The sequence below is a fragment of the Streptomyces sp. NRRL F-5123 genome (genome assembly GCF_000721495.1).
GTDB lineage: Bacteria > Actinomycetota > Actinomycetes > Streptomycetales > Streptomycetaceae > Actinacidiphila.
Genome location: NZ_JOHY01000012.1, coordinates 152,101 through 173,269 on the forward strand (window position 1 = coordinate 152,101; position 21,169 = coordinate 173,269).

25 protein-coding genes and 1 tRNA gene are annotated in these 21,169 nt (G+C 71.5%); 5 read left to right on the top strand and 21 right to left on the bottom strand.

Features of this window, described 5'->3' with window-relative positions:
- Nucleotides 1-186: 186 nt before the first annotated feature.
- Both IH54_RS0114640 and IH54_RS0114645 read left to right on the top strand, forming a co-directional pair.
- Nucleotides 187-2,310, top strand: coding sequence for a DEAD/DEAH box helicase (locus IH54_RS0114640; protein WP_031516741.1), 2,124 nt, complete (start codon nt 187-189; stop codon nt 2,308-2,310).
- Between the two features lie 90 nt (nt 2,311-2,400).
- Nucleotides 2,401-2,473 (top strand) — tRNA-Lys (locus tag IH54_RS0114645).
- A gap of 479 nt (nt 2,474-2,952) precedes the next feature.
- On the opposite strand, the gene IH54_RS47670 is transcribed toward IH54_RS0114645, so the two are convergent.
- The 4 genes from IH54_RS47670 to IH54_RS0114680 all read right to left on the bottom strand — a co-directional run bounded on the left by IH54_RS47670 (nt 2,953) and on the right by IH54_RS0114680 (nt 4,460).
- Entirely contained in the window at nt 2,953-3,084 is a 132-nt protein-coding gene (locus tag IH54_RS47670) for a hypothetical protein (RefSeq protein WP_267965188.1), read from the bottom strand.
- 19 nt (nt 3,085-3,103) lie between these two features.
- Nucleotides 3,104-3,580, bottom strand: coding sequence for a glycine-rich domain-containing protein (locus IH54_RS0114660; RefSeq protein WP_043180878.1), 477 nt, complete (start codon nt 3,578-3,580; stop codon nt 3,104-3,106).
- 273 nt (nt 3,581-3,853) lie between these two features.
- Entirely contained in the window at nt 3,854-4,033 is a 180-nt protein-coding gene (locus IH54_RS0114670) for a hypothetical protein (RefSeq protein WP_031516745.1), read from the bottom strand.
- Between the two features lie 205 nt (nt 4,034-4,238).
- The gene (locus tag IH54_RS0114680; protein ID WP_031516749.1) at nt 4,239-4,460 is read right to left on the bottom strand and encodes a hypothetical protein; all 222 of its coding nucleotides are present in this window, start codon (nt 4,458-4,460) and stop codon (nt 4,239-4,241) included.
- A gap of 254 nt (nt 4,461-4,714) precedes the next feature.
- Here IH54_RS0114680 and IH54_RS0114685 point away from each other — a divergent pair, with 254 nt between their 5' ends.
- The 3 genes from IH54_RS0114685 to IH54_RS0114695 are packed head-to-tail and all read left to right on the top strand — an operon-like array spanning nt 4,715 to nt 6,314.
- Nucleotides 4,715-4,957 carry a hypothetical protein gene (locus tag IH54_RS0114685; RefSeq protein ID WP_031516752.1) on the top strand — a complete coding sequence of 81 codons (243 nt, stop codon included), beginning with the start codon at nt 4,715-4,717 and terminating at the stop codon, nt 4,955-4,957.
- Complete coding sequence (locus IH54_RS0114690; protein ID WP_031516754.1) at nt 4,929-5,447, top strand: DUF6879 family protein; 519 nt, start codon at nt 4,929-4,931, stop codon at nt 5,445-5,447. The genes IH54_RS0114685 and IH54_RS0114690 overlap by 29 nt, the downstream gene beginning before the upstream one ends.
- Nucleotides 5,448-5,462: 15 nt before the next feature.
- On the top strand, nt 5,463-6,314 hold the full coding sequence (locus IH54_RS0114695) for a helix-turn-helix domain-containing protein (RefSeq protein WP_031516756.1): 852 nt from the start codon (nt 5,463-5,465) through the stop codon (nt 6,312-6,314).
- Between the two features lie 55 nt (nt 6,315-6,369).
- On the opposite strand, the gene IH54_RS0114700 is transcribed toward IH54_RS0114695, so the two are convergent.
- From IH54_RS0114700 to IH54_RS0114785, 17 genes are all read right to left on the bottom strand, one after another.
- The gene (locus tag IH54_RS0114700) at nt 6,370-7,002 is read right to left on the bottom strand and encodes a hypothetical protein (protein ID WP_052397437.1); all 633 of its coding nucleotides are present in this window, start codon (nt 7,000-7,002) and stop codon (nt 6,370-6,372) included.
- The gene (locus tag IH54_RS0114705; protein ID WP_031516760.1) at nt 6,999-7,286 is read right to left on the bottom strand and encodes a hypothetical protein; all 288 of its coding nucleotides are present in this window, start codon (nt 7,284-7,286) and stop codon (nt 6,999-7,001) included. Before IH54_RS0114705 ends, IH54_RS0114700 begins: the two co-directional genes overlap by 4 nt.
- A gap of 15 nt (nt 7,287-7,301) precedes the next feature.
- Nucleotides 7,302-7,592: a hypothetical protein gene (locus IH54_RS39715; RefSeq protein ID WP_031516763.1), complete on the bottom strand. Its 291-nt coding sequence runs from the start codon at nt 7,590-7,592 to the stop codon at nt 7,302-7,304.
- A gap of 32 nt (nt 7,593-7,624) precedes the next feature.
- On the bottom strand, nt 7,625-8,479 hold the full coding sequence (locus tag IH54_RS42455; RefSeq protein WP_063762300.1) for a GH25 family lysozyme: 855 nt from the start codon (nt 8,477-8,479) through the stop codon (nt 7,625-7,627).
- Nucleotides 8,480-8,543: 64 nt separating this feature from the next.
- The gene (locus IH54_RS0114720) at nt 8,544-8,978 is read right to left on the bottom strand and encodes a hypothetical protein (RefSeq protein ID WP_031516766.1); all 435 of its coding nucleotides are present in this window, start codon (nt 8,976-8,978) and stop codon (nt 8,544-8,546) included.
- Between the two features lie 9 nt (nt 8,979-8,987).
- Nucleotides 8,988-12,221 carry a hypothetical protein gene (locus IH54_RS0114725; RefSeq protein ID WP_052397438.1) on the bottom strand — a complete coding sequence of 1,078 codons (3,234 nt, stop codon included), beginning with the start codon at nt 12,219-12,221 and terminating at the stop codon, nt 8,988-8,990.
- An 11-nt stretch (nt 12,222-12,232) separates the two neighbouring features.
- On the bottom strand, nt 12,233-14,134 hold the full coding sequence (locus tag IH54_RS0114730; RefSeq protein ID WP_052397439.1) for a phage tail tape measure protein: 1,902 nt from the start codon (nt 14,132-14,134) through the stop codon (nt 12,233-12,235).
- Between the two features lie 155 nt (nt 14,135-14,289).
- Nucleotides 14,290-14,700 (bottom strand): hypothetical protein, encoded by a 411-nt coding sequence (locus tag IH54_RS0114740; protein WP_031516772.1) that lies wholly within the window; start codon nt 14,698-14,700, stop codon nt 14,290-14,292.
- 12 nt (nt 14,701-14,712) lie between these two features.
- Nucleotides 14,713-15,219, bottom strand: a complete 507-nt coding sequence (locus IH54_RS0114745) for a hypothetical protein (RefSeq protein ID WP_052397440.1) — start codon at nt 15,217-15,219, stop codon at nt 14,713-14,715.
- Nucleotides 15,219-15,629, bottom strand: a complete 411-nt coding sequence (locus tag IH54_RS0114750) for a phage tail tube protein (RefSeq protein WP_031516776.1) — start codon at nt 15,627-15,629, stop codon at nt 15,219-15,221. The genes IH54_RS0114745 and IH54_RS0114750 overlap by 1 nt, the downstream gene beginning before the upstream one ends.
- Before the next feature lie 12 nt (nt 15,630-15,641).
- The gene (locus tag IH54_RS0114755; RefSeq protein WP_052397441.1) at nt 15,642-16,376 is read right to left on the bottom strand and encodes a hypothetical protein; all 735 of its coding nucleotides are present in this window, start codon (nt 16,374-16,376) and stop codon (nt 15,642-15,644) included.
- On the bottom strand, nt 16,373-16,825 hold the full coding sequence (locus IH54_RS0114760) for a hypothetical protein (protein ID WP_031516780.1): 453 nt from the start codon (nt 16,823-16,825) through the stop codon (nt 16,373-16,375). The genes IH54_RS0114755 and IH54_RS0114760 overlap by 4 nt, the downstream gene beginning before the upstream one ends.
- Nucleotides 16,826-16,836: 11 nt before the next feature.
- On the bottom strand, nt 16,837-17,433 hold the full coding sequence (locus IH54_RS0114765; protein ID WP_031516782.1) for a head-tail connector protein: 597 nt from the start codon (nt 17,431-17,433) through the stop codon (nt 16,837-16,839).
- Nucleotides 17,433-17,654, bottom strand: coding sequence for a hypothetical protein (locus tag IH54_RS0114770; RefSeq protein WP_031516784.1), 222 nt, complete (start codon nt 17,652-17,654; stop codon nt 17,433-17,435). The genes IH54_RS0114765 and IH54_RS0114770 overlap by 1 nt, the downstream gene beginning before the upstream one ends.
- Before the next feature lie 75 nt (nt 17,655-17,729).
- On the bottom strand, nt 17,730-19,121 hold the full coding sequence (locus IH54_RS0114775; RefSeq protein ID WP_031516786.1) for a phage major capsid protein: 1,392 nt from the start codon (nt 19,119-19,121) through the stop codon (nt 17,730-17,732).
- Nucleotides 19,122-19,272: 151 nt separating this feature from the next.
- A complete protein-coding gene (locus IH54_RS0114780; protein ID WP_031516788.1) occupies nt 19,273-19,944 on the bottom strand; it encodes an HK97 family phage prohead protease in 672 nt (223 codons plus the stop codon).
- Nucleotides 19,941-21,161, bottom strand: a complete 1,221-nt coding sequence (locus IH54_RS0114785) for a phage portal protein (RefSeq protein WP_031516790.1) — start codon at nt 21,159-21,161, stop codon at nt 19,941-19,943. The genes IH54_RS0114780 and IH54_RS0114785 overlap by 4 nt, the downstream gene beginning before the upstream one ends.
- Nucleotides 21,162-21,169: the final 8 nt, after the last annotated feature.

Below are 21,169 nucleotides of genomic sequence, written 5' to 3' on the forward strand. Positions count from 1 at the left end.
CGAAAGCGGTGCGGCATGCGTATGCTGGTAGATCGTTTGATCCCCTGATCCCATTGCCTGGCGCCTGATCCGTAACGCGCCGCGTGGCGCGTTCCTCATCTCCTGTGGCTGACCGCATCGAGGCGGTCGTAAGCAAACCTGTGGAGCTGGCGCGTGCCGTAAGTCTCCGAGAGGTTTTGCTTTCGCATGTCCCTTGACAATGCCGACCGTTCCGCCATGCCCGAGTACGCCGCCGACGCGGCCGAGGTCACAGAAGAGGTCACCGGAGCGGTGGCCGCAGCGGTCACCGAAGCGGTGGAGCCCACCGGGCCCGCCGAGGCCGCCGAGTCCGGCGACCAGGCCGCCGACCAGCCCGCCGAGCCCGGCGTCACCTTCGCCGACCTCGGCCTGCCGGACGACATCGTCCGCAAGCTGACCCAGAACGGCGTGGTCACCCCCTTCCCGATCCAGGCCGCGACGATCCCGGACGCCCTCGCCGGCCGCGACATCCTGGGCCGCGGCCGCACCGGCTCCGGCAAGACGCTGTCCTTCGGCCTGCCGCTGCTGACCCAGCTGGCCGGCGGCCGCACCGAGAAGCGCCACCCGCGCGGCGTCATCCTCACCCCGACCCGCGAGCTGGCCATGCAGGTCGCCGACGCGCTCCAGCCGTACGGCGACGTCCTCGGCCTGAAGATGAAGGTCGTCTGCGGCGGCACGTCCATGCAGAACCAGATCTACGCCCTGGAGCGCGGCGTCGACGTCCTCGTCGCCACGCCCGGCCGGCTGCGCGACCTGATCAACCGCGGCGCGGCGATCCTCGACCAGGTGCGGATCGCCGTCCTGGACGAGGCCGACCAGATGTCCGACATGGGCTTCCTGCCCGAGGTCACCGAGATCCTCGACCTCGTCCCGGCCGGCGGCCAGCGGCTGCTGTTCTCCGCGACGCTGGAGAACGAGATCGACACCCTCGTCAAGCGCTACCTGGTGAGCCCGGTCACGCACGAGGTCGATGCCGCCCAGGGCGCGGTCACCACCATGACCCACCACGTGCTGGTCGTGAAGCCCAAGGACAAGGCCCCGGTCACCGCCGCGATCGCCGCCCGCAAGGGCCGCACCATCATCTTCGTCCGCACCCAGATGGGCGCCGACCGCGTCGCCGAGCAGCTCATCGAGTCCGGCGTGCGCGCCGACGCGCTGCACGGCGGCATGACCCAGGGCGCGCGCACCCGCACCCTGGAGGACTTCAAGCACGGGCAGGTCAACGTCCTGGTCGCGACCGACGTCGCCGCGCGCGGCATCCACGTCGACGGCATCGACCTGGTGCTGAACGTCGACCCGGCCGGCGACCACAAGGACTACCTGCACCGCAGCGGCCGCACCGCGCGCGCCGGGCGCTCCGGCACCGTCGTGTCGCTGGCCCTGCCGCACCAGCGCAAGCAGATCTTCCGGCTGATGGAGGACGCGGGCGTCGACGCCTCGCGGCACATCATCGGCGGCGCGGGCGTCTTCGACGAGGACGTGGCCAAGATCACCGGCGCCCGCTCGCTGACCGACGTCCAGGCCGACGCCGTCCACAGCGCCGCCGCCCAGGCCGAGCGCGAGGTCGCCGACCTCACCCGGCAGCTGGAGCGCGTCCAGCGCCGCGCCGCGGAACTGCGCGAGGAGGCCGACCGCCTCACCGCCCGCTCCGCCCGCGAGCGCGGCGAGGACCCGGACGAGGCGATCGCGGCGAAGGCCGCCGAGGCCGCGGAGGCGCTGGCCGCCGCGACGGTTCCCGAGCCGCAGCCCGCTCCGGCGTACCAGCGCCGCGACGACCGCGGCAACTTCGACCGCCGCCGCGACGACCGCCGCGACGATCGGCGTGACGACCGCCGCGACGACCGCCGTCCGTCCTCGTCCTCGTACGAGCGGCGTGACTCCCGTCCGTCCTCGTCCTCCTACGAGCGCCGCGACTCCCGTCCGTCGTCCTCGTCCTCGTACGAGCGCCGGGACGCGCGTCCCGCGTACGGCAACCGTGACGACCGCCGTCCGTCGTCGTCCTCGTACGAGCGCCGGGACGCGCGTCCCGCGTACGGCAACCGTGACGACCGCCGGGACTCCCGTCCGTCCTACGGCAACCGTGACGACCGCCGCCCGGCCTACGGCCGCCGCGACGACTCCCGCCCGTCGTACGGCAACCGTGACGACCGCCGTCCGTCCTCCTACGACCGCGACCGGCGCGACGACCGCCGCCCGTCCTCGTCGCCGTCGTCCTCGTACGACCGCCGCGACGACTCCCGCCCCACCTACACCCGCGACGACCGCAAGCCCCGCTGGAAGCGCAACGGCTGACCCCACCCCACCGCCGGGTGCCGGGGCCCCGCCCCGACACCCGGTAACCCTGCTGAGCCGCCCCGGCGACCCGGTTATGCTGTCGGGTGCGGGCCGTTAGCTCAATTGGCAGAGCAGTGGACTTTTAATCCATTGGTTGTGGGTTCGAGTCCCACACGGCCTACCGATGGGCCCCAGGTCAGAGCACAAGTGACCTGGGGCCTTCGGCGTTTCCAGGGCCCTAGAGATCAACTGCTGGCCCGCTGCTGGCCCGAGAGGTCGGCGATCATGCCCGGCCTCCTCCTACCAACGAAAGCCGGAGTAAGCCCTCATAGAGCCCCGCTGCCGCCGTCCACCGAGCCCTGGAGCGGCGTCTGCCCTGCTCCCAGGGCGTGCTGTCGCGCCCAGCACGAGCCCGCCGAAGGGGTGGAGAGACGGGGCCGACCGGGCCTCGCGTCGCGAGAGGAGTACCACCATGATCATGTGCACGGCCTGCCGCCACGAGACGGTTGCCCACGCCCAGATCGACGGTCACTGCGAGATGTGCCCTACCTGCACGGCCGAGAGGGAGCAGCAGGCGAAGGCCAGCAAGTAGCACCCCGGGCATGACGAAGGCCCCGGTCGCCGCGGTGTTCGCGGCGGCCGGGGCCGGGTGCTGCTGGGTCAGCGGCTGCTGGTTGGGGCGGTGAGGATGAAGCCCCGCACGGGGCGGTCGTCGCCCTGCCGCAGCCGCTCCAGCCGGGCCTGCTCAAGCCGCTTCATCAGGTCCCCGTACCTGGGGTCGATCCACTCCACGGGGCGCCCTCCTTCCTGCTCAGACCAGGGCCGACAGGGCAATGCTCGGCTGGGGCTCGATCGGACCGCATTTCGGCGAGTGCCCACAGCTCGCCGCCACCGGCACGCTCGTGTCCGACGGGGGCATCCACAGCTCCGCATCCGGGACGAACCCCTCCGCGAGCATGAGCACCACCGTCCGCTCGATGACGTCGGGCCCCTGCCGGGCCGTGTCCGGGCGCTCCGGGTAGTGGTGCACGAACACCCCCAGGCGGTCGCACAGCCGCGCGTACACCGCGGTGTGGAGGACCAGGGCGTGCCAGCCCTCGTCGACCGTCCGGGACGGCGCGATCGGCACGAGCGGGTTGCGGGCCGCGGTCGCGACGAACGCGAGCGCCTGGTCCACGATCCGGCCGGCCGTGTCCTCGGCCATGCCCGGGTTGTTGTCGAGCACCGTGGCGGTGACGGCCGCACGTTCCTCCGGTGGCAGCAGGGCGGCCGGGTCCGCTACGAGCATGTTCTTCTCCTCAGGGTGTGGTGGCTTCGTGCAGTTGGGGCTGGGTGACGGCTACATGAACACCTTGTGCGACGGCAGCCGCGGGGCGGGTTCTTGCGGTTCCGGGGCTGGCTCCGGATCGGCCGCGGGCTCGTCGGGCTGCGCCGGGGCGGGCGCGGGTTCGGCCATGCTCGTCTCCTCGTGTGGGTGGGCGGGGTGCCTGCGCAGCCCGGCGCGGGGGTCCGGGCCGCGCAGGCGAGGGGCCCGGCGGCCGCTGACCCGCCGGGCCCCGTCTCAGGTGGTGCGCCGGACGTGCGGCGCCGGGCCGCAGTCGCTCGCGCTCCGGTGCCACAGCACGTCGGGGCTCGCGCTCGTGCCGTGGTCGACGGGGATGTGCAGCGCGCCGCCGCGCGCGACCGGCCGGCCGCAGCGGTGACACCGGGGCTGCGCCGTCGAGGCACGCTCTGCGGCCATCACGCGCGCCCCAGGGCAGCCGACTCGGCTACCTCATGCGCACGGAGGCACTCCTCAGCGTCGCGGCACCAGAGCATCCTGGTCTGCCGCCCGTCGTCGTCGACCCCCACGGAGACAGTCCAGTCCGTCGTCTCCCGCCCGCACAACACGCACTCGCGGGGCTCCGGCTTGGCCAGCGCTGCGCCGGACGGCTCCGGCGTGCCGGTCATGACACGGCCTCCGGTAGCAACTGCACCAGGCGGCGGACCACGGCGACCGGGAGCGGGGGGACGTAGACGTACTCCTCCGACTCGCTCCAGTTCGTCCAGCGTGTGATCCGGCGCAGAAGGTCGGGGTCAGTGTCGAGGGCGGCGAGCAGGTCTTGGAGATCGGCTGCGGCTTGACGACCGGCCGTCACCTCAATGCTGTCGGACTGTAAGGTCTCCACTGCTGCGCCCCTTCCGGCGTGGCCTCGCCCCGGGCCTGGACCGCCGCGGGGCACTTCTGTGCCCGCCCCCATCGGCGCGAGGGCGGGCGCCTCCTCGACGCTAGGCAGCGCGGGTTCGCACGCGCCATCAACTAGCACGAACTTGCACGGCAATTGGCCAACCACCTGTGCGCCGGTAGTGCGCCCTTGACCCGCTCACCCGCACGAACGAACGTGCTGCAAGTACGTGTTAGCAGCGGCGTATTGGAGAGGCCATGAAGCTACGGTTCATCGGAATCGACCCGAACACCGACGGTGCGAACTGCCCGCGGGTCTGGGTCAACGACGAGGCGCAGGAGTTCGTCTTCCAAGGATGGGAGGCCGACGAGGAGCTGACCGACAAGGTCAGGTCGACCGGCCCCCTCCCGGACGGCGAGACTGTCGTCCGCATCCCCATGAGGATGGTGCGCATTCTGAGGGAGGCATGTGATGCAGCCGAAGGCCTGGACATTCGATGACCTGCTGGCCGGCGCCACCACGTCGGCCGTGCACCTGGAGATGCGCGACGTCTACTACTCCAACCCCCGGTTCGAGGAGTGGCGCAACGGTGCTCTGGTCGACTGGGACAACCGCGGCTCTTGGTGGCGTCCCTTTCACCAGGACATCGCCGATGCCGTCGCCCGCGGTGTCACGGTCCGCCGCGCTCGGGTGATCTCGGAGCCGGTCACCGAGTACATCCGGTGGGAGCACTACGTCACCGAGGCGAACGTCCGCGCAGGCGAGCAGGTGCGGTGGCTGCCCCGCGAGCAGACCGCCGACCTGCTCATGCCCGGTCGCGACTTCTGGGTTTTCGACAACCAGGTCATCCGGCTCGGATCCTTCGCGGGCAACGGCGACTTCCTCGGCGACGACTACAGCGACGACCCAGCGCTCGTCGAACTGAACGCCGCGGCGTTCGAGCGGGTATGGGAACGCGCCATCCCCCACCAGGACTACAAGATCAAGTAGCGGACACTAAGCACCATGCCGCCGACCTCCCCGTCTTCGAGCGTCCAAGCCGCCCGCCAGAACCTCGCGGAACGCCTCCGCGAGATCCGGCTCGACGCGGGCATCACGAAACGGGAGGTCGCGGCACGGTGCGGGTGGAGCGAGGCCAAGAGCGGCCGCATCGAGAACGCCCGCACCGCGCCCTCCGACGAGGACGTCCGCCGCTGGTGCCACGCCTGCGGCGCCGCAGGCCTCGCCCCCGACCTGATCGCCGCCAACCGAGCCGCCGACTCGCTGTATGTGCAGTGGCGGCGCCTACAGCGCACCGGGCTGAAGCAGCTGCAGGATTCGCACCGACCCCTCTTCGAGCGCACCACCCATTTCAAGGTGTACTGCTCCAACGTCGTGCCCGGGTTCCTGCAGACCCCCGGCTACGCCACCGCACTGCTCCGGTCGATCGCCACATTCCGGAACCTGCCCGACGACGTCGAGGCCGCGGTCGCCGCGCGCATCGACCGCTCCCGGATCATCCATGAGGGCCGTGCCCGCTTCGCGATACTCATCGAGGAAGCGGTGCTGCGGTACCGGCTCGGGGACTTCAGCGTGATGGCCAGCCAGCTCGGGGCGCTGCTGTCCGCGATGGACCTGCCAGCGGTGTCCTTGGGCATCATCCCGGCCGCGGCGCAGCGGACGATGTGGGCCGTCGAGTCGTTCACGGTCTTCGACGACATCCGCGTGGATCACGAACCGCTGTCGGCCTCGGTGAAGATCACAGCTCCCGACGAAGTGGGCGTCTACCTCAAGGCGTTCCTCGCGCTGCAGCAGCACGCCGTGTACGGGGCGGAGGCGCGGGCCCTGGTAGCAAAGGCGATCGGCGAGTTGAGCTGACCCCCGGCACAGCAAAGCGCCCCCGCCGGCACGTGGCCTGCGGGGGCGCGTTGGTTCAGGTGCGGCGGCGGTCGAGCAGCGCGGCCGGCGGTGTGGTCGTGGGCGTGGTCGGTGCGGGGGCGCCGTCACGGCGGCAGACCAGCGCGGCAGGGTCGTCGACCGCGGGCTGGAGGCTGTACCCGTCTGGGCACGTCTGGCCGGGCGGCCCGGCGGGGCCCTGCGGCCCGGCAGGACCAGCCGGACCCGGATCGCCCGCCGGGCCGGCAGGACCCGCAGGCCCGGCGACGCCGTCCGTACCCGCCGCCCCGTCGGCACCCGGGACGCCCGTTGCGGAGGCGCCCGCCGGGCCGGTCGGCCCCGGCGTGCCCGGCGGACCGGACGGGCCGGCAGGACCCTCGGGCCCCGGCGGGCCGGACGGACCGGTCGCGCCCTGCGCGCCGGAGCCCCCCGGCGTACCCGGGGCGCCACGGCTCCCCGGCGGCCCCGCAACCGGCGTCGCACCCAGCTGCTGCACCTGCTGCGCCAGCTGGTCGCGCGCCTGGTTGGCGGTATTCAGGTCGTGGGCCAGGCCGCGGACGCTCACCAGGACCCACGCGAGCAGCGCCCCGATCGCGACGGCGAGGGCGACCGCCGCAGCGTCCCCCCACCGTTCCCGCGGCTCCCGTGGGAGCTGAGCCGGATCGGTCATGATCCTCCCTTCGTGAGCACGTAGGCCAGCAGCACAGCGACCAGCGGCACGACGACCGCGCCGATCAGCCACCGGCGGGTACCCGCGACGCGCGCGGCGTCCTGTGTCCGCAGTGTCTCCAGCGCGGTGAGTCGCGCGAGCACCGCCTCGTGCTGCACCTGGTAGACGTCCTGCGCGACCCGCCCGTCAACGCGGCGGCCGATGGCAGCGATGTCGTCCCGGACGTCCGCGATCCGGTCGTCCAGGCGGCGGCCCAGCTCGCCGAGGGTCAGGTCGTCGGCCACGTGGTGCTCCTACGGTCAGGCCCCCGGCGTCACGGACGGCGGGACGACGGTCGCTGCGGTGCTCTTCCCGGCGGGGTACTGCGGCGGCCGGGCCAGCCCGAGCAGCCACCCCCACCGCGCGGAGACGTGCGCCTCCAGGACGCGGAAGAGGGCGTAGTAGGCGGCGCTGAACGCGCTGCCGAGCCACATGGTCGCGGCCGCCGAGTCGATGCCGATCCCGGCGTGCGCGAGGGCCGCGACGAGCGCGCCCACGATCATCGGGACCACGGTGCGCCACAGGGACGCGAGGGTGTCGTACACGGTCATGGTGAAGATCCGTTTCTGCTGGAGGTGACAGGTCAGGCGACGACGGTGAAGCCGTGCCGCGCGCCGAGCGCGGTCAGCGAGGCCTTGCCGGGGATGCCGTCCGCGTCGTGGCCGGTGTAGCCGAGGTGCCGCTGCCACGCGGCGTAGGCCGCGACGGTGACGGTGCCGAAGCTCCCGTCACCGGCGTACTTGGCAGTCAGCAGCCCCTCGGCCTTGAGAGCGGCTTCCACCAGGCGCACATCCGGAGCGTGAGTCAGATGCCCCTGCTTGCCCCGCGAGTCCGCCGTGGCGGCGGCGATGAGGTTGGACAGGTCCACTCTCGGCTTGGGCTTGCCTGCGGCACCCGCCCAGGCCGCGAGCGCGGCCCGGTCGGCGAAGGCTCCCGCGTTGCGGTCGAGGTTGCCGGCGTCGCTGTACTGGTGGAAGAGCCAGGGGTGCTCGACGCGGGGGTGGCCCTTGGGCGCCGAGGGGTCGGCGATCCACAGGCCGTCTGCGGCGTACGAGGTGGTGTCGTGGTGCAGCCAGAAGTCGCGGTTGCAGTACAGGATCACGCGGTGCCCGGGGGCCTTGGCCTTGACGTACCGGAGCCAGGCGTCCTTGTCGGCGCACGAGACGCCGGCGTCCTCCCAGTCGAAGGCCAGGAAGTCGCCGGCCTTCGCCCCGGCGTGCGCGAGAAAGTAGTCGGCCTGTGCGGTGACCGAGCCGGGCCGGGCGAAGTGGTAGTGGCCCACGACCAGGCCGTGCGCGCGGGCTGTGGCGACCTGCCCGGCGTGCTCCGGGTTCGTGTAGCCCGTGCCCTCGGTGGCCTTGACCACGACGAAGTCCAGGCCCGAGGTGCTGTAGTTGGTCGGCTGGTATCTGGCGACGTCCACGCCGTTGACGGTCATGCTGGTGCCCTCCGGGCATACGAAAGCCCCGGCCAGCAGGCACGGGGCGGGGCGGACTTGCGGGTCAGACCACTTCGTAGATCGTCACGATCAGGGACGTGTTCGTACCCTGAATGGTCTGGGATGCGCTGGGGCTGCCCACGAGCTTGAACGTGTGGGACCCCGCGCTCGCGAGGACGCCGGTGTACTGCTGCGGGATCGTGCTGCGGTTGCCGGACGCCTGCGCGGAGAACGTGCCGAGGGGCGCCACGGTGGTGCCATCCACGGACAGCCGCACCGTGAGCAGGCTCGTGGTTGCGCCAGTCAGCTGCACGTCCCACACGCACGTCACGCCGTAGGCGGCGCCCGCCGTCGCCGTGGTCAACGTGACGGCCGCCCCCGGAACGTCCGCATTGGTGGCGGCGCCGACCAGCGGCCCGGTGCCCGTCGCCGAGTACACCGCTGGCTTGAGCCGGTTGAGCATGGCCGCGGTGACCGTCTGGCCCGCCAGGATCGTCACGTGCGCCTCCTACAGGGCGAGGGTCATCGGATGGGCGAGACGCATGCCCGTGCCCGCATTCCACGCGCGGCTGATGCCGTTGCGGGCCCGGGTGACGGCCATGGTCTGCGGGCTGGACTGTGCTCCGGCCACCGGCATGATGCGGACGCCCCACGCCATCCACACGGCGGACGCCGCTGGGGTGCCGCCGTGGCGGGCGCGGACCTGCGCCGTGGATGCGGAGGCGGGCGCGACGAGGATCTGCGAGAGGAAAACCCACTGCCCAGCCGGGACGGCGAATCCGCTGCCGAGGCTGCTCGACAAGAATGTCGCCGTCGAGCTGTACCAGTCCACGGCGGGTCGTAGATCGCTGTGGCCGCCGGGGCTGTACGCCCACATGCACACGGTGTAGGACGCGCCCGGGGTGATGCTGCCGACCGCGGTGCGGTCGACCGCGATAGCGCCGCCCGACGCCGAGGTGCCGTTCGGGGTGATCTGGAGGACTGGCCCCGTGATCCCATCCGGGCGCGGCATCGCCACCGGCGCCACGGTGGCGGTGGTGCCCATCGCTGCCCAGCCCGCGATCCCGAAGTCCATCCACGGGTTCACGTTGAGGACAGTCGCGCCGACTGCCTCAACTCGCATGATCTCGCCGCCGACCCGAATGTCCCACGGGGCCTCGGCAGGGTCGGCCGTCCACAGCGGCCCGGGCGAGGACGCCACGGACAACGTGGTGCCCGACGCGGTAACGCCCGTGGCCAGCGACGACCCGTCCGTATCGGCACGGCCGAGTACGGGGTCACCGACCACGCCGACCGTCCACGGCGCGCCAGGCGCACCGTTGAAGGTGATGTCCCAGTCGTAGAGGCCGATCGTCTCGGTGTAGCCCTCGGCGAGCAGGTCGAGCACGTCGCCGACACCTCCGCACTCGGGCGGCGGGTGCGCGATGGTCATGCGGTCACCGACGTCGACCGCCTTGGCGGCCTCGATGAGCCCGGGGGCGGCGGACAGGTCGATGTGCACCGACGGGTAGCGGGAGGCGTCCTGCGTGCCGAGGTGCAGCTGCCAGCCGGCCATGTCCGGCAACTGGTCGTCGGACTGCACGTTGTAGGTGCCGCCACCCGGGACCGGGCCGATTCCGTCCGGAGGAAGCTGGACCGACAGGGGCCCGTCCGGTTGCGTCACGCGGGCGCTCGACCCGTTCACCCGGGACACCGTGATGTCGTTGCGCGCGGCCTGGTCGTCGTCGACCGGCTCCAGCGGCGGCGCGATGTGGCCGTCCACGGCGTAGTCAAGTGCCAGCCGGACGGGCTGGTTGTACATCGAGGTGCGGCGCCGGTAGACGAGGTACGCGGCTTCCCGGGCCTCGTGGAGCACGCCCATGTCGGCGTCGGCGCACTCGTTGAGCAGGTCGAGCAGGGGCGCGGGCCGCTGCGGGCCCATGGCGGTGGTCGGGCCGGTCCCGGCCGGGAAGGCGACGGGCATGCCTTGCTCGCGGCACAGGCGCTCGATGCGGGCGTGGGCCTGCTCGCCGTTGAATCCTCGGTCGGCGTCGTTGAAGATCGTCGTCTCCTGAGCGGCGAACACGGCGAGGTGGCCGATCCTCAGGCCCTCGATCGCTGCCCCGTAGGTGGCGGACAGCGCGGTGACACTGCCGATCTTTCCCGTGAGGGTTGCGGAGTCGACGCCGTAGGCGGTGCCGCCGATGGTGATGACGCCGAAGTGGAACGACATGGTGGTGGCGGTGAGCTGCCGTGAGTACAGGACGAGCCGGTTCCACGTGCCGATCGAGTTGGGCGCGGGCAGGGTGCTGGTGTCGTCGGCCGTGACGCCGTCCGCGTAGACGAACGTCACGGTGAAGGACGAGCCGGTGAGGCTGATACGGATGCTCGCGAACAGGCCGCCGGCCAGCCGGATCGTGAGCACCTCGGATGACGTCGCCGGAGCGGTGTCGACCCGGTACACGCACTCGACGTGCCACCCGGCCGGTGTGCCTGCCGGGGCGGGCACGGGCATGCTGAGCATGGCCGCGGACCCGGTGGCCGGCAGCGCGGCCGATCCCGGCAGCGAGTCGTCCGCCGCCCAGGTGAACCCCGTCAGCCGGGCCGGTGATCCTCCGGGCAGCCCTGACGCGGCCTGGGTCGCCGTGGTGCCGTCCTCACAGGGCACATAGGCCAGGACGTCGGGGTCGCTGGGGATTCTCCGCCGCAGGGTGGACTGCAGGGGGTTGGTGCCGGTGCCGTAGCGGCGCAGCGGGCCCGCGGCCTCGACGGGCACGTACCGGTCGTTGCCGCTGGTGTCCCATTTCGGGGGCCAGTTGCTGACCTCGGCGTGCAGGCGGTAGTCGCGGTCGCTGATCTCGGCGCCGCCGGACGTCGTCCAGGTACGGCCCGCGGCGTCGGTGTAGGGGCTCGTGCCGGCCGCAGGGGTGGAGAAGACGGGGTTGGCCACCACGGGGCCGTCGATGCCATTGCGGACCTCGACGGCGTGGATGCGGCCGACGGGCGGAAGGCCGGCGGTGGTGCCGCGGACGTCGCCGACGTCGAGCGGCGCGGTCGAGGCGAAGACGCTGGTCGTGCCGGGGATCGAGAACGTGCCGAACGCGGTCCAGGGCCCGGCGGTGCCGGGCGTGAGGCTGTAGTAGAACGAGGCGACGTTCGCGCCCGCCCCGTTGTTGACGTCGAGGGTGACGCGGAAGGAGATCCGCCCGCTGCTGGGCACGGGCAGCAGGTCGTCGGGCCAGTTGGCCAGGATGCTGGCCTCGGTCCCGTCCGGGCTCCAGGCGATGTACGGGCGCCCCTCGGGGTCGAGGGAGACGCGCCAGGAGAACGCGCCCGCCCCCGCCCACTTCCCGATGAGGTCGACGTAGTCGTTGCCGGTGTCCCAGGCCAGCAGCGTGGCGTCCACGCGGACGTCGAGGTCGCCGGTGATGTCGAGCGCGGCGACGTCCGGTGTGCTGGCCCGTGCGCCGGACAGGCCGGGCAGCCGCAGGTACCGCGCGGCCGCGGGCACCGACACCCGGACGGGGGTGTTGCGGCCGATCAGCCCGTATAGGTCGCTCATCGCGTTGCGCGGCGAGTAGCGGCCGTTGCGGTTGTTGAAGGTGATGGTGGCCCGGCAGTGGTCGGGGCGGGTCGCCTCGTCCGAGCGGCCGCGGCTGATGGTGATCAGGTCGCGCAGCAGGACGTCGCCGGACACGTCCGTCCAGATCCCACCGATCTGCAGCTCGGTGCGCACGTCCAGGGGATCGGCGGGGAACGCCATGGGATGACCTCCTACGTGCCGTTGCCGAAGGCGATGTTGACGTTGCCGCGCCCGTGGACGCGGACGAGCTTGCGGTTGGCGCGCAGCAGGTCGGACTCGCCGGGCAGCCGGACCTCGACGATGACGTGGCCGCCGATGCCGCCGCGGGTCAGCGGCGCGACGGTGGCGCCCGCAGGCAGTTGCAGCATCTCGGGCCCGTTCTCGCCGACGATCGCTGCGCCGCCGCCGAGGATGTGACCGCCCTTGGCCAGGTAGGGGATGTTCGGCGTGCCCAGGGTGAACCCGCCGACCTTGCCCACACCGGGGATGTGCGTATTGACGCCGGGGATGGAGAAGGCCAGGCCGTTCCACTTGCCGATGATCCAGTTGATCGCCGACTTGAAGGCGCCCTTCACCCCGTCGAACATGCCCGTCGCCGCCTTGGAGATGCGGCCGGGCAGCTTCTGGACGTATCCGACGACCTGGTCCCAGTGCTTGTACACGTAGGCCGTGGCGAGGCCGATCGGCCCGGTGAGAATGCCCAAGATGTACGGCCAGTTCTTCTTGATCCAGTTCCACGTAATCTGTGCCGCGCCCTTGATCAGGCCCCAAGACGCCTGCCAGGCCGTCTGGAACCACGTCGTCTTCGTCGCGATCACCACGATCACCGCGATCAAGGCGAGGATGCCGAGGACGATCAACGTGACCGGGTTCGCGGCGAGCGCGGCGTTGAAGAGCCACTGCACGCCGGTCGCGATGGTCGTCACCGCGGTCCAGGCGGTCGTGGCCGCGGTCCAGGCGATCTGGCCCAGCCGGATGGCCAGGATCACCGCGGCGACGGCACCGAGCCCGATCGCGAGGGGCTTGATGTACTGCTGGTTGGCCATCGCGAAGTTGATGAAGTGCCCGGAGACCTCGGCCAGCTTCATCTGCGCCTCCCTCTTGAACTTCTCCAGGGCGGCCCCGGGATTGTCGCCGACGGTCTTGGCCATCTTGTCGGCGGCCCCGCCGACCTGGCCGAGGGCCTGCACAGCGGTCGAGGGGTCGAGGGAGTACAGGGCTTTGCCGAGGTCTTCGGCCTGCGTGCCGAACAGCTGGGTGGCGACTTGGGCCTGCTTGACGGGGTCCTTGATGCCCCGCAGCCGGTCGAGGACGGTGTCGAGGCCGTCTGTAGCGTCCTTGCCGCCGTGGCCGATCTGCTCGGCCATCCCACGGGCGTTCAGCCCGAGGGCCTTGAAGCCCTGTGCCGTGGTCGTGCTGCCGTCCACGGCCCGGATCGAGAACTCCTTGATCGCGTCGGCGACCAGGTCGGCGTCTCGCGCGCCGCCCTTGAGTCCCTGGCTGAGCAGGCCCGTTGCCATCTGCCCGTCGATGCCGAACTTTCGGAACTGCGTCCCGTACTCGTTCATCGTGTCGAGCAGGTCGTCGGCCTTGTTCGCCCCGGACTGGAAGCCCTTGGTCAGGATGTCCAGGGCCTCACCGGCGTTCTTCGCCAGCCCGGTTTTGATCATCTGGCCGACCGCGTTGGTGACGCCCCCCAGGTCCTGGTCGAAGGTCTGCGCGAGGGCCATGACGTCGGTGGTGACCCCCTGAAGGCCGCCCTTCACCTTGGAGACGTCGCCGATCTGCTGGTAGACGCCCTTGACCGCCTCGTCGACCTCGCCCACGGACTCGCCCCAGTTCTGGGCGTAGACCTTCGCCGCGGTCTTCGACAGCTCAGCGGCCTTGGCCGGGCCGATGCCGAGCTGAGCCTGAAGCTTGCCGCTGGCCGCCGACATGTCCAGCGACGCGGCCACGCCCACGCCGAAGGCCCCGGCGACACCGGCCGAGACGGCGGTGGCTGCGGTGGTGAACTTCTCCTTCATCCGCCCGACGGTCTCGGACGCGCGGTCGCGCGCGACGAGGTTGAACACCAGCGACGTATCCGACGCCACGGCCAGTCACCCGCCCTTCAGCTTGGCTTCCTGCTCGGCGATGTCCTTGGCGTAGGCGTCGAGCCAGTCCAAGAGGTGGTCGGTCTCCTCGACCGTGTAGGCCGCCCAGTCGTCGGGGCGCACGCCCAGCAGGTGGGACGCGTTGCCCAGCTGGCTCAGACGACGACTGGCGGCAGGACTTTTCCCTCCTGCTCCGGGTCGTCCTCGGCGGTCTCCATCTCCGCCTGCAGGCCCTGCAGGGTCTGCTCCAGCTGCTCGCCGCTGAGGTTGTCCCGGGCATCGCGCATCATCTGCGCGTACTCCTGCTTGCTGAACTCCAGCCGCAGCTCGTCCCACGCGAAGTCGACGTCGCCGTACTTCGTCGTCGGGTGGTCGCGCTTGAGCATCACCCACAGCAGCGCCCGCCGGCAGACCGAGCTGCCCTTCATGACGTCCTGGGTGAACTCGGCGAAGGGCCGGTCGGTGTGCTTCTCGATGGCCTCCCGCTCCGCGGACATGAGCTTGCGCGGGTCGTAGCGCCAGCGGGTCGGCTCCTCGGAGCCCTCGGGCTGATACACCAGGTACACGGGGGTGCTCTCCTACTCTCCGGCGCGGTCGGCAATCCGCTGCGCCATGGCTTCCATCGCTTCGTGGACGGCCCGTTTGTAGACCTCGTTGCGGCCGGCCATCGCGCGGTCGAACCAGTCGAATTTGCCGACCTGAACGCGCCAGTTCCCGTTCCAGTCCTTGGTCCGGAAGCCGCCGATCTTCTGGGTCCGCTTGGGGGCGTTGGGGAAGCCGCGGATGTTCGGGGTCTTCTTGGCCTTGACCCGGGCGCCGGTCCACCGGCCGCCCAGTTTCACCTCGGGCTTGACCTTTTTGGCGATGGCCTGCCGCAGCCCGGGTCCGCCGCCGGCGCCGTGGTCGGACCGCATCGACATGATCCCGGACTTGGCCATGTCCGCAGCCGGGTTCAGCGCGGCCCGCAGGTTCGCCGCAAGCTCCTTGCGCAGCTGTTTGCCGTCCGCTTCCGCGGACAGCGCCCGGCCGAGAGCTTGGATGCCCTCGACGGACACCGACATCTCGATCGGGGACGGATCGGCCATCAGACGGTCGCCCGGGTCACCACGCCCGACGTCGGGTAGCTCACGGACACGGACGCCTCGTCGCCGACCGACCCGGTGATCGGGTTCCACGCCTTGATCAGCAGGTTCCCGGTGTACTTCGGGTTCGACGTGCTTACCGCGCCCTGGTCGGCGCGGAACTCAAAGGGGACGACCGTGCCGAGCAGGGGCCACATGATCGAGTCGAGTTTCGTCGCGGCGAAGTCCTGCTTGAACTCCAGGGCGACGCTGCCCGACTTCAGGCCGCCGAGGACTTCCTTCCATCCCAGGCTGCCGTAGGTGGTGACGTCCTTCTCCTCGACCTCGACCGTGATCTCGGCCTTGTTGGCGTAGGTCGACAGGTCGTTGCTGTTGATGCTGACGTACTCGGCCAGCAGGACCATCTTGGGCATCTGGTGCCTCCCTTATGCGATGCCGAGTGCGGCGGTGAACAGGAACGAGGGGGTGGTGCCGGAGATCGTCCAGGCGATCCGGAACCAGTCGTCGGCGATCGCCGTACCGTCGGTGCGCAGGATCTGCCCACCGGGTGCGGTGGCGGCGGCGAAGGTCAGCTTCGTGGCGGCCGAGGTGAAGCCGGTGTTGTCGTCGGACTCGACCCGGGCCGTGATGGACGGGGTGCCGGTGCCGGCCACCGACAGGACGTGCACCGCGGCGTACAGCCGCTTCCCGGCCGGGATCGCGCCCAGCTGGATCGACGTGCCCGTACCCGTGGCGGTGCGCGCGGTGCCCGGCGGGTGCGCGATCTGACCGCGCGCGACCGGCCACGACCCGGACGCCTTGCCGGTCCACGGGGCGACCTCGCCGACGGCGTCGCCCAGCTTGTAGCTGGACCGCAGGGCGTTGGTGAAGTACGCGAGCGTGCCGACCGTGGCATCGGTCGGGCAGACCGTCCACGGGGCGGTCCCGCCGAGCTGCGCCCACGAACTGTCGTCGACCTTGCCAGGGTCACCGGCCTCCCACTGCCCTTCGGCGTTGATGGTGCTGGACGCCAGCCCTGCGAGGACTTCCTTCCAGCCGCCGCTGCGGTAGTTCGTGGCGTCCTTGTCCTCGAACTCCGCGGCGATCTCGGCCTTGGCGGTGTTGCCCGACAGGTCGGCGCCGCCAGCGAACAGCCGCACGTCCAGCAGGATCTGCTTCACGTGGCGGCTCCATCGCCGATGACGCGAATCGTCAACTCGGCGCCGAGGTACTGCACGCCGCTGACCTCGTACCAGCGATAGGACTGCACCCGGGTCACGTGCAGGTCGTCGGCCAGGCCACCCAGGGCGTACTCACCCGGAAGGCCGCGGGCGGACTCGATCGCAGCCTTCAGGCTGGCCGGACCGGACCCGGACAGCAGCGCGTCCAGGGTGCGCTGCCCGGACAGGTCGTCCGAGCGGGACACCAGGACAGCGCCGGTGAACTCGACCTCGTCCTGCCCACGGCGGAAGGTCTGGTCGAAGGTGACGGTGTAGTCGCCGACGTAGAACTGCGGGGTGGTGACCGCGTCGGTGGCGTAGCCGGTCGAGGTCAGCTTCGCGGTGCCCGCGGGCATGGTGACGGTGCGGGCGGCGTCGGCGATGGCGTTGCGGACAGCAGAGATGTCCATGGGGGTCCTCCTCAGGCGAAGCCGGGCAGTACGAACTGCTCGATCAGGTTCCACACGTCCGGGTCACGGCGGGACAGCCGCACGACCCCCCATTCGGCGTTGCCGATGATCCCCTCGGGGGAGTCCTTGCGCTTGTACAAGCGGTTGGCCTGGATCAGCGCGGCCTCGGTGACCTCGTCCGGGACGGCGGGCCAGCCGAACTGGGCGGTGACCCGGATCCGCATGATGGGGATGGCCCAGATGTTCATCACGCGCAGCAGGCCCGTGATCGGCTCGCCGTCCGCGAGGGCGTTGTCGGGCCAGGGTTCGTAGTCGGTGACGGCCGCGAACGATCCGGTCTGTCCGATCTCGACGACCAGGCCGTCGACGGCGCCGATGTCGTCGGTGCGGAGAAGTTCGCCGTCGTCCTCGCGGACCAGGCGCTGCCGCGGGTTGTAGGTGCGGGTGACCGGCTCCTCGTCGAGCCAGAAGCGGCGGCCGGTGGCCCGCTCGATGCCGCGTGACGCGGCGCCGAGCGCGGAGGTCAGCAGCGCGTCGCGGGTGGTGTCGTCCGGCTCGATGTTCAGGCGGGCCTTCAGGTCGGCGAGGGTGCCGTAGGAGGTGGCCATCAGGTCGAGTCCCGTGCGCGGGTACGGCGGCCCTTGGGCGGCGTCGACCGCGAGGCCGGCGCCTTCGCGTCGCCGTCGGGGACGGGCGTGCGGTGGCCGAGCTGGCGCAGCTGCTCGTCGACCTGCGCCACCCGGTCGGCGAGACCGGCCTGGACGAGGCCTTCGCGCTCGCGCAGCAGCGCGGCGATCATCGGGTCGGTGCTCTTCGGCTCTTCGGCCATGGCTTCCTCCTGATCGGGTGCGGGGTGCGCGGCGGCCGCGCCCCGCCGGTGTGGCGGGCCGCGGCCGGGGCGGGGTCAGACGCCGGTGAAGGCCGGGGCGACCAGGCCGGTGCCCGTGACCTTCTGGGCCTGCGGGTACCGCGAGTGGGTGTAGGCGGCGTAGCCGTAGACGACCATCAGCACGCCGAGGCTCGCCAGGGCTGGCTGCTCGGCCCGGATGTACATCGGGGCGTTGGGGTCTTCCCACAGGTGGCACTCGTTGCGGTCGGCGACGTAGATCTCGTCCTGGTTGGTGCCGGTGCCCAGGTTGGTGACCACGTTGTTGTCGACGATGACCGGGGTGCCGTTCGGCAGGACGCCCCGCACGCCGGAGCCGTAGGTGGCGCCCAGGTTGGTGCCGCCCATCTGCGCGGCGATGCCCGGCTGGGAGATCAGCGGCCACGTCGAGGACAGGCCGTTCTGCAGCCAGTACCAGCGCCGCGAGTGCATCACGACGATGTTCTCTCCGGACGCCATGTCGAGCATCGCGGACTCGACACCGGCCAGGCCCGCGATGACCTGCGGGTAGGCCTCGACCACCTTCGGGGTGCCGGAGGTGTAGGTGATGGTGGTGGCCGCGGCCGCCAGGCCGGTGGTCGCCTGGTTGAGCAGCGTGGAGTCCAGCGAGGTGGCGTAGCGGCGGAACAGGTCGTCCAGGACGATCGGCTCCACGCCCGCGCCGCGCTCGATCGCCTGCCGCGACAGCGTCTGCTGCCCGGCGATCGTCTGCACCGGGATGGTGAGCAGGGTGTCGTCGATGTTCTGCTCGGCGACCGCGGTGTTCTCCGACGCCTGCAGCCCGGTGCTGGTCGACGTGGTGATGCGCGAGATGTTCACGGTCATGCCCTGCGCGGGCAGGTCGTGCGGCCGGCAGGCGTCGGCGAACGGGCGGCGCGCGGCCGCGGCGGGCGCGTACTGATCGGTGAGGTACTGCGGCACGACCAGGCCCGCGAACGCGCCGGTGCCCGCGGCGCGCTGCAGCTGGTCGCCGCGCTCGACGCGCTCCTCGGCCATGTGCCGGGCGAGCCGGTCGCGGGCCTCGTAGTCGCCGAGGAACGCCGCGGCGACGTCCCGCTCGAAGTGCTGGCCGCGCCGGTCCTGGTCGGGCCGGTAGGTCCGCTCCTCGGCGCCGACGCGCCCGACGCGGTCGTATGCCGGGGCCCGGGTGCCGGTCGGCGCGGTGCGGGCGGACAGCGCCGCCAACTCCATCTCGCGGGCCTGCTCGGCCTCCAGCTGGTCGAGGGCGGCCTGGCGGCGGGTGACCTCGGCGTCCGCGGTGTCGCGCGCGGTGATCTGCGCGGTGACGGCGTCCTCGGTCAGGTTCTCGTCGGAGCGGAGCGCCATCAGGGCGTCCTGCTCTCGCTGGCGGGTGGTGATCGCGGTGTCCAGTGCGGTGCGCGCCTGGGCGATCAGTTCGTCGAGCGTCATGGCTCGGCTCTCCTTGGGTGGTGGGGATTTCCAGGCGCCCAGGTCCAGGTCAGACGGCCACCCGAGGCGATCGCGCCGGGCGGGCTCGTGCGCGCAGAGCGCAGGGCAAACACCCGCCCGCGTCCGGCGGGCGGGAAGTCGAAGAGGGAGATCAGCGGTTGAGGGCGATCTCCAGCAGCGCGCGGGCCCGCGACGACGGCGCGGCCGTGGGCGTGCGCAGGGCGCTGGTGGTGTACGGGTTGGCGCCGTAGCCGACGATCGCCACGTCGCCGCGGTGGATGTCGTACCGGTTGATCCGGTACTCCATGTAGTCCGGGGACCACTGCCCCGACTCGATCCGGAACGCGAAGCTCATCTCGTCGATCAGGCCGGACCGCAGCTTCGGCGCGATGTACGCCACGTCGTGGTCGGCCGGGTCCAGGCCGGGGGCGAGTACGGACAAGCCGGTCTCGTCCTCCGACAGCTGGAGCGTGCGGGTGGTCGTTCGGGCCATGCGGCGCAGCTGGTCGTGTCCGAGGACGAGCGGCACGTCGAGGTCGGCGCGCGCCAGCGAGTCGGCGCCGGCCCCGGCCGTGACGATCTCGGTGTACGGGCCGAACATGTCCCACATCTCGTAGGCCTGCTCGTAGACGCTGGCGTGGCCGGAGAACTCCAGCAGCCCGGTGTCTTCGGGGGCGTCGCGGACCTGCACGCCGGACAGGGCGGCGCGGACCGCAGCGCGGGCGGTCGGGTGCTCGGCGCAGCGGCGCTGCGAGGGTCGGTCGGCGCGCTGCCGCACGTGCTGGGCGCGTTCGGCAGCCGCGGAGGCGAGCGTGACAGTCATGACGTAGCTCCCGGTGCGGCAGGGGTGGGCGAGGTGGCCGGCGCGGCGTTCCGGCTGCCGAAGAGCCGGTCGAACTCGGCGTACTGCTCCTCGGTGAACGGCTGGCGCTCCTCCAGCGCGCGGGCTTCGGACGGCGCCAGGGTCCGCGCGTTGATCTGGGTGGCGACCATGGACGCGCGCGCGGCCGGGTCCATCCGCAGCAAGCTGTCGGTGTTCAGCTTCACGTACCTGGGGTTGCTGACGAGGCGGCGGCTGAACGCGTCCTCGCGGCGGCCAACAGCGGGCCCCAGATGCATGATCAGGAACTGCAGATTCCGTTGGCTGATATTGGCGTAGGTGACGCTCGATCCGGACGCCGCGGCGTCGATGAGGTCGCCGGGGCAGCCGAAGAACCGGGCAATGTCGATCGTGCCGTACTGCCGCGCCTCGATGAAGGCGGACTGCGAGGCCACCGCCTGAATCGGCTTGTACTCCCAGTCCTTGCCGTGCACGAACAGGTCTCCGGTCGACACCGCGGCGGCGAAGGCCTCGCGGGCGATCCGGGCGTCCTTCTCGTTGATCGTCTTGTCGATGTTCTTCAACTCGGCCATCGGCACCGCACCGCCGGCGAACCAGTCGCGAGCGAACTGCTGGGCGTTCAGCGACTCCTCGATCGTCCACGCGGCAAACGCCACCGGCGACAGGCCCAGCGGCAGGCCAGCAACGGTGTACTGCTTCTCGTGCCAGACCTCCCACGGCTCGTACTCCTGGCCCGCGATGACGAACTTGGTGATCTGCGCGCCCTTGGAGCGCACCACCACGTCGGCGAGCGCGACCAGGTCGATACGGGCCGGCAGGCCGCGGCCGTCCGGCCCGATGACCCCCGACCGCTCCGTGATCAGCCCGAAGCAGTTGCCCGCGCGGTCGAGGTCGACCTGCGTGGAGTAGGCCCACTCCCGCATGCCCACCTCGGCCCCGCCTGGAGTCACCAGGACCGGAGGCGTGGGCACTTCCACCTGCAGCCCGTTGACGCGGCGGTAGACGTCCACCGGCATCGAGGAAACCAGGTCGGCGCGCAGCCGCAGGCACGCCCACACCGCGCCGTGCCGCAGCGCCGTGTCCGCGGTGACGTGCACGCCCCCGCCGCCGAACCGGCGCGAGCGCTCCAGGTTCAGCAACTCCTCGGCGGTCACGATCTGCGCGGCACGGGCAGCACGCCGCCTCGGCCAGAGCTTCATCCTGCCCC

Coding starts and splice junctions, on each gene's coding strand:
- IH54_RS0114775 (WP_031516786.1), bottom strand. CDS start 19,121: ATGACGCTCGACGAACTGATCGCCCAGGCGCGCACCGCACTGGACACC.
- IH54_RS0114785 (WP_031516790.1), bottom strand. CDS start 21,161: ATGAAGCTCTGGCCGAGGCGGCGTGCTGCCCGTGCCGCGCAGATCGTG.
- IH54_RS0114640 (WP_031516741.1), top strand. CDS start 187: ATGTCCCTTGACAATGCCGACCGTTCCGCCATGCCCGAGTACGCCGCC.
- IH54_RS0114700 (WP_052397437.1), bottom strand. CDS start 7,002: ATGACCGATCCGGCTCAGCTCCCACGGGAGCCGCGGGAACGGTGGGGG.
- IH54_RS0114695 (WP_031516756.1), top strand. CDS start 5,463: ATGCCGCCGACCTCCCCGTCTTCGAGCGTCCAAGCCGCCCGCCAGAAC.
- IH54_RS0114660 (WP_043180878.1), bottom strand. CDS start 3,580: ATGCTCGTAGCGGACCCGGCCGCCCTGCTGCCACCGGAGGAACGTGCG.
- IH54_RS0114670 (WP_031516745.1), bottom strand. CDS start 4,033: ATGGCCGCAGAGCGTGCCTCGACGGCGCAGCCCCGGTGTCACCGCTGC.
- IH54_RS0114685 (WP_031516752.1), top strand. CDS start 4,715: ATGAAGCTACGGTTCATCGGAATCGACCCGAACACCGACGGTGCGAAC.
- IH54_RS39715 (WP_031516763.1), bottom strand. CDS start 7,592: ATGACCGTGTACGACACCCTCGCGTCCCTGTGGCGCACCGTGGTCCCG.
- IH54_RS0114760 (WP_031516780.1), bottom strand. CDS start 16,825: ATGGACATCTCTGCTGTCCGCAACGCCATCGCCGACGCCGCCCGCACC.
- IH54_RS0114780 (WP_031516788.1), bottom strand. CDS start 19,944: ATGACTGTCACGCTCGCCTCCGCGGCTGCCGAACGCGCCCAGCACGTG.
- IH54_RS0114745 (WP_052397440.1), bottom strand. CDS start 15,219: ATGGCCGATCCGTCCCCGATCGAGATGTCGGTGTCCGTCGAGGGCATC.
- IH54_RS0114770 (WP_031516784.1), bottom strand. CDS start 17,654: ATGGCCGAAGAGCCGAAGAGCACCGACCCGATGATCGCCGCGCTGCTG.
- IH54_RS0114690 (WP_031516754.1), top strand. CDS start 4,929: ATGCAGCCGAAGGCCTGGACATTCGATGACCTGCTGGCCGGCGCCACC.
- IH54_RS0114725 (WP_052397438.1), bottom strand. CDS start 12,221: ATGGCGTTCCCCGCCGATCCCCTGGACGTGCGCACCGAGCTGCAGATC.
- IH54_RS42455 (WP_063762300.1), bottom strand. CDS start 8,479: ATGACCGTCAACGGCGTGGACGTCGCCAGATACCAGCCGACCAACTAC.
- IH54_RS0114750 (WP_031516776.1), bottom strand. CDS start 15,629: ATGCCCAAGATGGTCCTGCTGGCCGAGTACGTCAGCATCAACAGCAAC.
- IH54_RS0114765 (WP_031516782.1), bottom strand. CDS start 17,433: ATGGCCACCTCCTACGGCACCCTCGCCGACCTGAAGGCCCGCCTGAAC.